This is a genomic window from Capnocytophaga sp. oral taxon 338 str. F0234, assembly GCF_000192225.1.
In the GTDB taxonomy this organism is placed as follows: domain Bacteria; phylum Bacteroidota; class Bacteroidia; order Flavobacteriales; family Flavobacteriaceae; genus Capnocytophaga.
In genome coordinates this window covers 1259879-1273192 of sequence record NZ_GL872413.1, presented here as the reverse complement: position 1 = coordinate 1273192, position 13314 = coordinate 1259879, and the positions used below count along the sequence as shown (strand labels likewise).

The following is a 13314-nucleotide window of genomic DNA, read 5'->3' as shown; positions in this document are numbered from 1 at the left end:
CAAATGTACAAAATTAATTTACAATATGCAATTTTAAAGAACTTTTTGATATTTCTAAAGGATATTTTAGTACCTTTGCACACGTCAAACAGAACCTTTGAGAAGATGATACAATCCATGACTGGCTTTGGAAAAAGCACGCTTCAATTAGAAGATAAGAAAATTACTATTGAGATAAAGTCCCTTAATAGTAAGGCAATAGATCTTAATACCCGCATTGCTCAAGTTTATAGAGAAAAAGAACTTCCTTTAAGGAAACTTATTTCAGATACTTTAGAACGTGGAAAAATTGATTTTATCCTTACAGTAGAAAACACCTCTGAGAGTACCAACTCTACTATCAATGCTCCTATTGTACAAGGATATATCAAACAAATGCAAGCCATTACTCCCAATGCCCCTCAATGGGAACTTCTGAAAATGGCTGTACGTATGCCTGATGCCCTTACTATTCCCATAGAAGAAGTTGATGAAGAAGAATTCACTCAGATAGAGATACATTTACTTGAAGCACTCAAGCAGTTACAGGAGTTTCGTACCACCGAGGGAGCTATTCTTGAAAAGGACTTCGTACTACATATCCAAAATATTCAACAACTCCTACAAGAAATAGAACAGCTAGATTCCGAAAGGTTAGCAGCTATCCGCAATCGTATGGAGAAAGCCATTGAGGAAATAAAAGACCGAGTGGATGAAAATCGCTTTGAACAAGAGCTAATCTTTTATTTTGAAAAACTGGATATCACTGAAGAAAAAGTGCGCCTTGCCAATCACCTAAACTATTTCCTTACTACTTTAAATGAACCTCAATCCAGCGGACGAAAACTTGGCTTTATTGCTCAAGAAATAGGGAGAGAAATTAATACATTAGGTTCAAAAGCCAATCATGCACAAATGCAACAAATTGTTGTACTAATGAAAAACGAACTAGAGAAAATAAAAGAACAAGTACTCAATATCTTGTAAAGAAAAAAGTAAAAGGTAATAGAACATTATTAACTACTATCTTTTACCTTATTAAAAAATGTCTCCCTCCTTAAGTTTTTCAGTATTTTCAGCCAATTGAAGTTCGTCAATAAGGCGCTGAATATCTCCATTGATGATATTGCCTAAATCGTAGAGGGTAAGCCCGATGCGATGATCAGTAACACGCCCTTGAGGATAGTTATAAGTACGTATTTTAGCACTTCTGTCACCACTGGACACCATACTCTTACGACGAGCTGAGTCGGCCTCCATCTTCTTAGCAAGTTCCATCTCATATAGGCGAGAACGGAGCACTTTCAGTGCCTTATCAAGATTCTTATGTTGAGACTTTTCATCTTGGCAACGTACTTCTATTCCTGTAGGGATATGTTGAAGTTGAATAGCTGAATAAGTTGTATTGACAGACTGCCCTCCAGGACCTGTGGAAGTAGTTCGGATAATCTTAACGTCCTCCATATTAAGTTCTACATCAAACTCTTCTGCCTCAGGCAATACTATAACAGTGGCTGCAGAGGTATGTACACGTCCCTGTGTTTCAGTTTGTGGCACGCGCTGTACCCTATGTACACCTGCTTCAAATTTCAATGTGCCATATACATCCTCTCCGTTGATTTCCAAGATGATTTCCTTAAATCCCCCTGAAGTACCTTCATTCATATCCATTACAGAAACACTCCATCCCTTATCCTGACAATACTTACTATACATACGATAAAGATCTCCTGCAAAGATTGATGCTTCATCTCCTCCTGTCCCTGCACGGATTTCCATCACTGCATTCTTACTATCCTCAGGATCTTTAGGAATAAGTAAGAATTTTATTTCCTCTTCAAGCTGAGGAAGTCTTTCTTTGGCTTCTTCCAATTGAAGATGTGCCATCTCTACCATTTCAGCATCACTTCCGTCCTTTATGATTTCCTCTGCCTCAGCAATATTTCCTGTTATAACAATATATTCCTCACGCTTATCCATAAGTTGTTTAAGCTCCTTATACTCCTTTGTAAGCTGTACATAGCGCTTTTGGTCAGCTATGATATTCGGTTGGATAATAAGGTCAGAAACCTCATCAAATCGTTGTTTTACAATATCTAATCGTGCTAACATATCCCATATTATTTTATCAAGGTGCAAAAATAATACAATTTTGTGAAATGAACACCGTTTTCTCCTAATCTTTTAACATATCACAAAGATACAACATTATTAAAGTAACTGAAAAAGGAATTGTTAGAAGCGTGCAATATTCTATTGAAAGCAATAATCTACCTATCCCTATTATCGCAGGTAGCGATACAATAATTGTTATTATCGCTTAAAACAAAGACGAAGAATAAGAAAAATACTTATACAAAAAAGAAGAAGAAAGATGATGTAAAAGAGATCGCTATCATCGCCAGTTTTTCAAATTATTTATCATCAAAAGTTTTTATATCTTATTGTTTTAATAAATTTTTAACTTGACAAAACTTCAAAAATGTCGTACATTTACAATTGGATTGTAAGGTTTTATTAAAAGAAAAAACAGAGATATGTGGAATATCTCTGTTTTAAAGCTAATCAAAAATTATTTTATGAGACTTCTGAGGATTGCTATTTTTTTATAATGCTATCATTGATCGCTTGAAAAGTGCCTTGTGGAAGCATACTTCCTCTCTTCATTGTGGGAAATGAAGAGAAATTGACTACCTTTCCTGAGGGGACAAATAACTTTATATACACTTCCTGAAAGCGAAAAGGGTTTCCCTTTTTTAGTGAAAATCCATTAGGAATTTGAATATTGTTATCTTTAATCTCTAAAGGGAAGTTTATTTTTTGGGCATTCTCTAAAGCATCATCTATATTTCTCCCTTTAGAATAAGTCTCCACAAGTAAAAAGGGCGTTTTCTCCTGTGTAGAGGCTAATTTTAAGAAATGTACTTTTCCACTTTTACCATCACCTTTACTATCCAAGAGTATGCTATATTGCCAGGGAGCTATATGCTTTTCCTGAATGAAAAGTGTATCGGAAGAGACGTTTATTGGTATTTTTTCCTCTGCTCTATTCTCAGCCACAAAGTTCTTACAGACACTTGCTGCAAGAGTAAGCCCTCCCAGAAGAGAAAAAACAAAGAGTAGAATATTTGCCAAGAACCAAGCCTTTGGCGTTTTGTAATGCGATGAGGAAAAGATTTTGAAACAGAATAATACAAGTATAGAAAACAACAACACAAAAGCTATTGCTAAAATAATATAAAATAATACTTTTTGCCATTCTGATAAAATAAAAGGAGCATAATCAGTAAGCAATACCGAGGTAATTCCTCCCGCAAATCCTACTCCTAATAAACTGAGGAGCAATGATAAAAATACAGAAAATAGAACTATAAAAATAATCGTAGCAATAAAATATCCTATAGCTTTAAAAAATATTCTAAAAAAACTCCAAAAGAAAGAGGAACTATGGGACTCTTTAGAGATTTTGTCACTACTCTCCTTCACTGCATTTCTATTTTTTTCATCTTCTTTTCCTTCTTTCTTAAGCAAAACCCATAAAATAAGGTAAAGAATAACAGGAAAGAGCATCCCCACATTCCTTGTGAAGAAGAAAAGTAAGCTAAAGATAACATATCCTATTCTCAGCCAAGTGCTGTTGAGCGAATAACACTGAGCAAAACCTCCCAACACGCCTCCTAATTTCCAATCTGTCACACTTCTATACCATTCTTTTCTCTGAGAATGAGTATTTTCCTTGAATGAGGAAAGTGTATCCAAATTCACTGCTACTCCTTTCATCTCCAACTTTTCTGCAGTTGTATTGGCTGGTGGCACTACTACCCAAAAAATAATATAGAGCAATAACCAGAAAGAAGTACTAAAGAAAAAGGCAAAACTATTAGTTAAGAACAGTAATAAAAAGATAATTCGTAACAAAGAAACATCTATCTGGAAATAATAACTAATTCCAGAGAGTACTCCACCTATTTTTTTATCATCCATATCGCGGTAGAGCTTTCTTCCTTTAAAGGAAAATTTAGTCCTTTTCTCTTCGGTAATAGCCTCTTGGGATTCATCTACATATTGTTCTGGCTTACCCAAAACTTCTATAAGGTAATCCACATCTTCTTGGGTAACCACTTCAACTGTTTGTGTATGAGCTTTTAGTAGTTCTGCCATACGTTGCTCTACATCAAAGATAATCTCATTGGTATCGGAGGAGTCTCCTAAAAATTGACGCACCTTCATAAGATAAGTGGAGAGTTTCTGATAGGCATCATTTTCTATTGTAAAAGAAAAACCGCCTAAGCTAATATTATGTGTTTTGTCCATGATTAAATAAGTTTGGCTATTGTTGTTTGTAATTCATTCCATGAGGCAAGGGCTTCCCTAAGGAAGGAATATCCCTTGTCAGTAAGTGTGTAATACTTTCTGGGTGGTCCTGAGGTGGATTCTCGCCAAGAATAGTTTAGCAGTTCAGCATTTTTCAGACGAGTCATGAGTGGATAGAGGGTACCCTCCACTACAATCATGTCTGCTTGTTTGAGTGCTTCCATAATGTCCGATGCATATACTTCCTCCTTCTTATGAATAATGGAGAGGATACACATCTCCAATACACCCTTTCGCATTTGGGTTTTGATTTTTTCTAAATTAATAGCTTCCATAAGTATCCTTTTTGTGCTACAAAATTATAAAAAAAATTCAGTACCTTGCAAAACAAAGTAGTATTATTTTTTAATATTTTTTATTTTTTGTTATAACTATAAGAATATCAGCGATTAAAGAAAAGTTAAATTTGATAAGGAATATATTTAATAATTAATTATTATTTTTATTTAATTAATCACTAATCATTTAACCAATAATCATTATTATTCGTATTTTTGCATCCTTAAAAAGATTACCATGCACACCCTACAACAAAGAATACAAGCCTTTGCTACTTTAGGCAATATGCTTAATGACTTTTTCCTATGTGGAAAACAGGCTTCACTGTATCATGATTTAGAAATAGTGCTACAGAAGGCTGAACAACACAATGCTTGGTTTAATAGAGAAAACTGTCTTTTTGCATTACAGCATTGGACAAACCTCCTGAAAGAAGAAAGTTTAAGCAAATGGCTTTCCGCCTATTCTATTAAGAAAAAATCTCCTAAACAGGTAGCTCTTATCTTAGCAGGAAATATCCCCTTAGTAGGCTTTCATGATCTACTCTGTGTACTCCTTTCTGGCAATAAAGCTATTGTCAAGCTCTCCTCCCATGATGAGGTTTTACTCCCTTTCCTCATGGAAAAGCTCAAAGCTATCAATTCTATTTTTGCAGATTTAACTCACTTCTCTCAAGAGAGAATTACCGACTTTGATGCCGTCATCGCAACAGGAAGCAATAATACTGCTCGTTACTTTGAATACTATTTTGGAAAAAAACCTCATATTATTCGTAAGAATCGCAATTCAGTAGCTGTACTTACTGGAGAAGAAACTCCTGAGGAGTTGCATAATTTAGGAGAAGACATTTTTAGATATTTTGGTCTAGGTTGTAGAAGTGTCTCTAAAATATTCGTACCTGAAACATATAATTTTAATCCCTTCTTTGAAGCTATTTACTCCTATCATACTCTATTACAGCATCAGAAATATCTCAACAACTACGATTATAACAAAGCAGTATACCTTATGAGCCTCTTCAAACTTTTAGAAAATGGATTTCTTCTACTGAAAGAAGACCAAAAATATGCCTCTCCTATCGCAACTCTTTTTTATGAACGATATAAAAATATATCGACACTCACACAACACTTAGAGGCTGACAAAGAGCAAATACAATGCATTGTAAGCAAGGGAAATATTCCTCACACTATTCCCTTTGGACAAACACAAATTCCTTCCTTATCTGACTATGCCGATGGGGTGGATACAATGACTTTCTTAAATAATATTAATTAATTTGTTTACCTTATTTTTTAATAGTACTTTTGCCCCGTTTTCTTAAATAAAACCCTTATTAAGAGACAAATTTGTACCTTATTGTTAAGAGAGAAAATTATTATAGAGATAAATACGTTAAATAAAGGAATATGAAAAAACATAATTTCAATGCAGGTCCTGCTATCCTGCCTTCTTCTGTATTGGAAAAAGCATCTCAGGCAGTTCTTGAGTTAGAGAGTACAGGACTTTCTATTTTGGAAATATCCCACCGTAGTAAAGAATTTGTTGACATCATGGAACGTGCCAGAGACTTAGCTCTGGAATTAGCAGGACTCACGGGAAAAGGATATCAGGCATTATTTCTACAAGGAGGTGCTAGCCTCCAGTTCTACTCCACTGCTTTGAACCTGCTTGAACACAAAGGAGCTTATATAGATACAGGTACCTGGTCTCACAAAGCCCTTACAGAAGCTCAATTTGTAGGAAATATTGATATTGTTGCCTCTTCCCGAGATAATGGATATAGGAATATCCCTACTTCTTACACAATCCCTAAAGATGCTGATTATTTGCATATTACTACCAATAATACTATTTATGGAACAGAATATTTCGAGTATCCTGAGGTAAATATTCCTTTAATTGCAGACATGAGTTCAGATATTTTTTCTAAAGAAATGCCTTTTGATAAGTTTGCTCTCATCTATGCAGGGGCTCAAAAGAACATAGGAAGTGCGGGAGCTACTTTAGTTATTGTTCGCGAGGACATACTAGGAAAGGTAACCCATAAAATTCCTACCTACCTCAACTATCAAGTACATATCAAGAACCAAAGCATGACCAATACTCCTCCCACTTTTGCTGTGTATACATGTTTGCTTACTATGGAATGGCTCAAGAAGCAAGGAGGTATCAAAGCTATCGAAGCTAAGAATAAAGAAAAAGCACGTATTCTTTATGAAGAAGTAGATAGAAATCCATTATTCAAAGGCTATGCTGATATAAAAGACCGTTCTCGTATGAATGTAGTCTTTAATCTTACTAATGAATCCCTCACTGATCGCTTTAATACGCTTTGGAGTGAAGCAGGTATTAATGGCATTAAAGGTCACAGAAGTGTAGGAGGTTACCGAGCTTCTATCTATAATGCTTTGCCTATAGAAAGTGTACAACTTCTGGTTGATGTGATGAAACATTTTGAGAAAACTGTATAAAAAATACTTATGAAAATATTAGCCAATGATGGTATCAGCCAACAGGCAATAGATACACTCAGTAAGGTAGGTTTTGAAGTGATTACCACCAAAGTAGCTCAAAACCAATTAGCTGACTTTATTAATAAGGAACAAGTAGAAATACTCCTAGTACGTTCAGCAACCCAAGCCAAGAAAGATCTCATAGAGGCTTGCCCATCTCTTAAACTCATCGGACGAGGGGGGGTAGGGCTGGATAACATAGATGTAAAATATGCACAAGAAAAAGGTATTAAAGTAATTAATACTCCCAATGCTTCCTCCTATTCAGTAGCAGAACTCACATTTGCTCACCTCTTCAATGGCGTACGCTTTCTCTACGATGCCAACCGAAACATGCCCTTAGAAGGAGATACTCATTTTGCTCAACTTAAGAAGAATTATGCCAAAGGACAGGAACTCAGAGGAAAAACCTTGGGTATTATAGGATTAGGACGTATTGGGAAAGCAGTAGCCACTATCGCTTTGGGATTAGGAATGAAGGTCATAGCTCATGATCCTCATCATGAAAAGGCTACTATTACTCTTTCTTTCTTTGACGGTCGCAGTCTTGACTTTGATATATATACTATCAAAAAAGAGGAACTGCTAAAACAAGCTGATTTCATTACCCTACACGTCCCTGCCCAAAAAGATGCTATTATAGGAGAACATGAGTTCCAGCAAATGAAAGATGGAGTAGGAATTATCAATTTATCTCGTGGTGGTGTAGTGGATGAAGATGCGCTTCTACATGCCTTAGAACACGAGAAAGTAGCTTTTGCAGGCTTAGACGTATACAGAAATGAACCTACACCTTCTATCAAAATACTCATGCATCCCCATATATCACTTTCTCCTCATATAGGAGCCTCTACCATAGAAGCACAAGAGCGCATAGGAGATGAACTAGCCGAACAGATCATTAAAGAATTTAAGAAAAACTAAATAAACTCTAAGCTATAAAAGGTAATTCCTATAACATGAAAAAGAAACAGAGGCTATTCTTTTTCGAATGGCCTCTTGCAAATTAAAAACTCCTCAAGTTTTTTCAAGCTAAAAATATTATGTAATGAGTCAAAATCTACCTTAGTTATTCTATTTGAGTATTTCAAGGAGATATCTTAAAAATTGGTAATCAGTTTGTACATCTACTTTTGCTTTATTTTGTGTTTTTTAATTTTCTCTTTCTTCCTATGGGAGTACTATCCAGTATTTTTTGTATTTTTTGTTTATTCCTACGTACTGAAAAACTTCTATTATAATAGAAAACAAGTAAAACAGTTCCTATTATAAATAAAATAAACAGTATAAATAACACAATTGTTGATAAATATAAATTAGCTATATAAAATAATATAAATACTATAAAATTAAACAATGTCAATACTAAACTTGCCTGTATATGAGAGAGTTTCATATAATCTATCATAATATGATGTATATGATTTCTATCAGCAAAAAAGGGACTTCTATGTTTGAAAATACGAATAAGGAATACTCGCATAGTATCTACAAAAGGAATAAATAAAATAATAAATATAAGAACATACTTGTTATAATACTTTATATTAGCTAAAGCAAGATTTTCAACGGACAAATTCAGAAAACGAAGTGTACAAATACCTATAATAAGTCCTATTAAAAGAGAACCCGTATCTCCCATAAATATATTTTTTGTTTTCGATATATTATATCTAAGAAATGCAAGCAAACAGCCTATGCAACTCAAAGAAAGCAATACAAAGTAATAATCTTTTGTTTGGTAAAAAATGAAAGAAAAAATACTAAATATCATAATTCCCAACATAGATGCAGACCCATTTATTCCATCTATAAGATTATAAGCATTCACAATAGCTATAATGATAAATACTCCTAAGAAATAAGAAATCCATAATGGCAATTCATAAACACCTAAGAAACCATCAAGAGACATAATTGATAATTCCTGACTATCTATTACAAACATAAAAGCAAGTATTTGTCCTATTATTTTAGTACGAGGAGCAACTCCTATTAGATCATCCTTTACTCCTATGTAAAAAAGTATTAAAAGCCCTATTACTAATGATAATCCTAATTTATAAGTATCATATTCTTGTAGAAAATAAAAGCTACTGAGCAGACTTGCAAAAAAGGCAACCCCCCCCATAGTAGGAGTCTTTTCCTTATGAGAGCTTCTCCGATTTGGATTATCCATCAAGTTTTTTATTTTGACTATAGCAATAATTCTTGGTATTACTAAGTAAGAAACTATAAAGGATTGTAAAACAACAAAAAAAGATAATAATTCAAAGGAAAGATTACTATACACGTATTGCATAACCATACGATTTTTTACTCCTGCAAAGATAAAAAATTATTTAGGAAATAAAACAATAATCTCTAAAAAATATTACAAAAAAATCCAAACTTCTTTCAAATTAAGGGGTTATAAAAAGATAGAAAATTTTCGGAAAAATTTTTTCTTTATAACAAATAAAATTCGTAATTTCGTGCCGTTTTTTAGAACATAAAATATTTTACAATGAATAAGTACGATGTTATAGTATTAGGTAGTGGTCCCGGTGGATACGTAACCGCTATCCGTGCCTCTCAGTTAGGCTTCAAAACAGCTGTTATTGAAAAAGAGAATCTTGGGGGGGTATGCCTTAACTGGGGATGTATTCCTACCAAAGCACTTTTGAAATCTGCTCAAGTGTTTGAATATCTTAAGCATGCCGAAAGTTACGGAATTAAAGTAAAAGACAAAGGATTTGATAAAGATTTCTCTGCCATTGTAAAGCGTAGCCGCGATGTAGCCGGCACTATGAGCAAAGGAGTACAATTCCTTATGAAAAAAAATAAAATTGAAGTCATCAATGGATATGGTACCCTAAAACCTGGCAAGAAGGTAGAAGTGAAGGACAAGGATGGCAAAGTAACTGAATATAGTGCAGACCATATTATTATTGCCACTGGTGCACGCTCTCGTGAATTACCGGCTCTTCCTCAAGATGGTAAGAAAATTATTGGCTACCGCCAAGCTCTTACCCTCCCTGAACAACCTAAGAAAATGATTATTGTAGGAAGTGGTGCTATAGGAATCGAATTTGCATATTTCTACCATTCTATAGGCACAGAAGTGACTGTAGTAGAGTTCATGCCTAATATTGTTCCTGTGGAAGATGAAGAAATCTCTAAACAATTAGAAAAGAGTTTCAAAAAACTTGGTATTAATATCATGACTTCCTCTGAAGTAACTAAAGTAGATACCAAAGGAAAAGGGGTTAAGGCATTTGTAAAAACCGCTAAAGGAGAAGAGGTGCTTGAAGCAGATATTCTTCTCTCCGCTGTAGGTATCAAAACCAATATTGAAAATATCGGATTAGAAGCTGTAGGTATTAAAACTGACCGTGATAAAATCCAAGTAAATGAGTTCTACCAAACCAATGTTCCTGGCTATTATGCCATCGGGGATGTAGTCCCTGGACAAGCCTTAGCTCACGTAGCTTCTGCCGAAGGTATCCTCTGTGTAGAAAAGATCAAAGGCTTACATGTAGAACCTATTAACTATGGTAACATTCCTGGCTGTACTTATTGTACTCCTGAAATTGCTTCTGTAGGACTTACCGAAAAACAAGCTAAAGAAAAAGGCTATGATATTAAAGTAGGTAAGTTCCCATTCACTGCCTCTGGTAAAGCCAATGCTGCTGGAGCTACAGAAGGATTTATAAAAGTCATTTTCGATGCTAAATATGGTGAATGGCTCGGCTGTCACATGATTGGTGCAGGAGTTACCGATATGATTGCAGAAGCTGTAGTCGCTCGTAAGTTGGAGACTACTGCTCATGAAATCCTTAAGGCAGTACACCCTCACCCTACCATGAGTGAAGGTGTAAAAGAGGCTGTAGCAGCTGCTTATGGAGAAGCTATTGACATTTAATCTTTACTAAGACAATGTTTTGTTTTAGTCAATAACTTGTTATACAAATGTAGGGATGAATATCCATTCGTTCCTACATTGCTTATATAAAAAATATCTTCTACACTCAATCTTAAAAACCCAATGATATTATTAGATGGTAAAAAGACCTCTTCGCTTGTACAAGAAACCATTGCCAAAGAAGTAAATATTCTCAAAAAGAAGGGCTATAGAGTTCCACACTTAGCCGCTATCTTAGTAGGGGATAATGGAGCAAGCATGACTTATGTGAATAATAAGGTTACTGCCTGTCAGAAAGTAGGTTTCACATCTTCTGTATTGGAGATGCCTAAGAATATATCTCAAGAAGAACTTCTCAAACAAATCCATAGGCTCAATGAAGATGATTCTGTAGATGGTTTTATTGTGCAACTCCCATTACCTAAGCATATTCATGAGCAGGAAATACTCTTAGCTATAAATCCTGACAAGGATGCCGATGGTTTCCATCCTACTAATTTTGGTCGTATGGCTTTAGGATTAAAATCTTTCATTCCAGCTACTCCTTACGGTATCTTAGAACTTCTTAGCCAATACCATATCCCTACTGATGGAAAAGATGTAGTAATAATAGGTCGTTCGGACATTGTAGGGCGCCCTATAAGTATCCTTCTTTCACAAAAGCCTTGGAATGCTACTGTAACCCTTACCCATAGTCATACCCAGAACTTATCTGAACTTACTAAGAAAGCGGATATCATCATTGCTGCCTTAGGAATACCCAAATTCTTAAAGGCAGACATGGTCAAAGAAGGAGCCGCTATTATTGATGTAGGCATTACTCGTATAGCTGATACAACCACTAAAAAAGGGTTTCGTATTGTGGGTGATGTTGATTTTGAATACGTAAAGGAAAAAGTAAGCTATATTACTCCTGTCCCTGGAGGAGTAGGTCCCATGACCATTGCTATGCTTATGAAGAATACCCTCAATGCTTACAAAAGAAAATATAAAATTCAATAACACTATGACTAAAATTTGTATCACAAAGAAATTTGAATTTGAAGCTGGACATGCTCTCTATGGTTATGATGGTAAGTGCAAGAATATTCATGGACATAGTTATAAACTGTGGGTTACAGTGATTGGAAGTCCTATAGAGAACCCTGAACATGTAAAAAATGGTATGGTTATTGATTTTGGAGATATTAAGGATATTGTCAATGAATATATTATCAAAGAATCTGACCATACAATCTTCTTCAACGGAAATAGTCCACACCACAAATTAGCCGAAGAACTAAAAGCAGAAGGACATAGGGTAGTACTTCTCCCCTATCAGCCTACTAGCGAAATGCTTATTATAGATTTTGCCAAACGCTTGCAAGTTCACCTACCTAACTATATATCACTCTATAGCCTTCGTTTACAAGAAACCGAAAGCTCCTTCGCTGAGTGGTATGCATCTGATAATCCCTAATTCACTAAATTTGTAACATGTTATTAGCTGTCAATATTGGTAATTCTAACATCCGTTTTGCGGTAGTTGAGAGTAAAGAAATACATCTTTCTTGGACAATTGCTACCAAGCCTTATCGTACTGCAGGAGAGTTCTATATGAGTTTCCAAACCTATAAAGAACAGTACAAGAATGCTTTTGGAAAAATTAACAAAATTGTAATAGGTTCCGTAGTTCCTCAGCAAACGCAAGTCATTGCAAAAATGCTTCAGAAAACCTTTTCTATAAAACCTTTTATCGTTAATCGTGATACTCCCAGTGCCGTTAGCCATCATTCCAACCAAATGGGGACTGACCTTTATGCCAATGCAGTAGCCGCTCATTACCTGTACACAGAAAAGAAGAAAATTATCATAGATTTTGGTACTGCCCTCACCCTCACAGGAGTTAACGAAAGTGGGGAAATGTTAGGAGTAATCATTGCTCCTGGGGTAGTTACTTCCTTACAATCTCTAGTTAATAATACCGCTCAACTTCCTTATATAGAACTTAATGAACCTAAATCCGTTCTAGGTATGGATACGGAAACCTGTATGCAAAGCGGAATCATTTATGGCTATACTGCTATGGTAGAGGGACTCATTGAACGAATTAAACATACCTATGAAAGTGATTTCTTAGTTATCTCTACAGGAGGAGTAGGACATGTATTCAGTAGGCTAACTTCCAAAATCCAAATAGACGATAAATATCACACTATCAAAGGATTATCCATACTTTACAATCTGCACAAAAAATAATCCTCTCCCAGTTTCTCCCCGAAG

12 protein-coding genes are annotated in these 13314 nt (G+C 35.1%); 8 read left to right on the top strand and 4 right to left on the bottom strand.

The window, feature by feature from the left end; all coding sequences use genetic code 11:
• The first annotated feature begins 105 nt into the window (after positions 1–105).
• Positions 106–966 carry a YicC/YloC family endoribonuclease gene (locus HMPREF9071_RS05820; RefSeq protein ID WP_040358046.1) on the top strand — a complete coding sequence of 287 codons (861 nt, stop codon included), beginning with the start codon at positions 106–108 and terminating at the stop codon, positions 964–966.
• 51 nt (positions 967–1017) lie between these two features.
• Here HMPREF9071_RS05820 and prfA read toward each other — a convergent pair whose 3' ends face one another.
• From prfA to HMPREF9071_RS05805, 3 genes are all read right to left on the bottom strand, one after another.
• Positions 1018–2091 (bottom strand): peptide chain release factor 1, encoded by a 1074-nt coding sequence (gene prfA / locus HMPREF9071_RS05815; protein WP_040358045.1) that lies wholly within the window; start codon positions 2089–2091, stop codon positions 1018–1020.
• A gap of 486 nt (positions 2092–2577) precedes the next feature.
• On the bottom strand, positions 2578–4293 hold the full coding sequence (locus tag HMPREF9071_RS05810) for a PspC domain-containing protein (protein WP_009745663.1): 1716 nt from the start codon (positions 4291–4293) through the stop codon (positions 2578–2580).
• A gap of 2 nt (positions 4294–4295) precedes the next feature.
• Entirely contained in the window at positions 4296–4628 is a 333-nt protein-coding gene (locus tag HMPREF9071_RS05805; protein ID WP_009745662.1) for a PadR family transcriptional regulator, read from the bottom strand.
• Positions 4629–4869: 241 nt separating this feature from the next.
• On the opposite strand from HMPREF9071_RS05805, the gene HMPREF9071_RS05800 reads away from it, so the two are divergent.
• The 3 genes from HMPREF9071_RS05800 (at position 4870) to HMPREF9071_RS05790 (ending at position 8072) form a co-directional block, all read left to right on the top strand.
• Positions 4870–5910, top strand: a complete 1041-nt coding sequence (locus HMPREF9071_RS05800) for an acyl-CoA reductase (protein ID WP_009745661.1) — start codon at positions 4870–4872, stop codon at positions 5908–5910.
• A gap of 131 nt (positions 5911–6041) precedes the next feature.
• Positions 6042–7106, top strand: coding sequence for a 3-phosphoserine/phosphohydroxythreonine transaminase (gene serC, locus HMPREF9071_RS05795; protein ID WP_009745660.1), 1065 nt, complete (start codon positions 6042–6044; stop codon positions 7104–7106).
• Positions 7107–7115: 9 nt separating this feature from the next.
• The gene (locus HMPREF9071_RS05790; protein WP_009745659.1) at positions 7116–8072 is read left to right on the top strand and encodes a D-2-hydroxyacid dehydrogenase; all 957 of its coding nucleotides are present in this window, start codon (positions 7116–7118) and stop codon (positions 8070–8072) included.
• A gap of 214 nt (positions 8073–8286) precedes the next feature.
• Here the strand turns inward: HMPREF9071_RS05790 and HMPREF9071_RS05785 are convergent, their stop codons facing one another.
• Positions 8287–9450, bottom strand: coding sequence for a glycosyltransferase family 4 protein (locus tag HMPREF9071_RS05785; protein WP_050784930.1), 1164 nt, complete (start codon positions 9448–9450; stop codon positions 8287–8289).
• 204 nt (positions 9451–9654) lie between these two features.
• On the opposite strand from HMPREF9071_RS05785, the gene lpdA reads away from it, so the two are divergent.
• The 4 genes from lpdA to HMPREF9071_RS05765 all read left to right on the top strand — a co-directional run bounded on the left by lpdA (position 9655) and on the right by HMPREF9071_RS05765 (position 13290).
• A complete protein-coding gene (gene lpdA, locus HMPREF9071_RS05780) occupies positions 9655–11052 on the top strand; it encodes a dihydrolipoyl dehydrogenase (protein ID WP_009745657.1) in 1398 nt (465 codons plus the stop codon).
• A gap of 123 nt (positions 11053–11175) precedes the next feature.
• Complete coding sequence (gene folD, locus HMPREF9071_RS05775; RefSeq protein WP_009745656.1) at positions 11176–12054, top strand: bifunctional methylenetetrahydrofolate dehydrogenase/methenyltetrahydrofolate cyclohydrolase FolD; 879 nt, start codon at positions 11176–11178, stop codon at positions 12052–12054.
• A gap of 4 nt (positions 12055–12058) precedes the next feature.
• Positions 12059–12511 (top strand): 6-carboxytetrahydropterin synthase, encoded by a 453-nt coding sequence (locus HMPREF9071_RS05770; protein ID WP_040358358.1) that lies wholly within the window; start codon positions 12059–12061, stop codon positions 12509–12511.
• A gap of 17 nt (positions 12512–12528) precedes the next feature.
• On the top strand, positions 12529–13290 hold the full coding sequence (locus HMPREF9071_RS05765; RefSeq protein WP_009745654.1) for a type III pantothenate kinase: 762 nt from the start codon (positions 12529–12531) through the stop codon (positions 13288–13290).
• Positions 13291–13314: the final 24 nt, after the last annotated feature.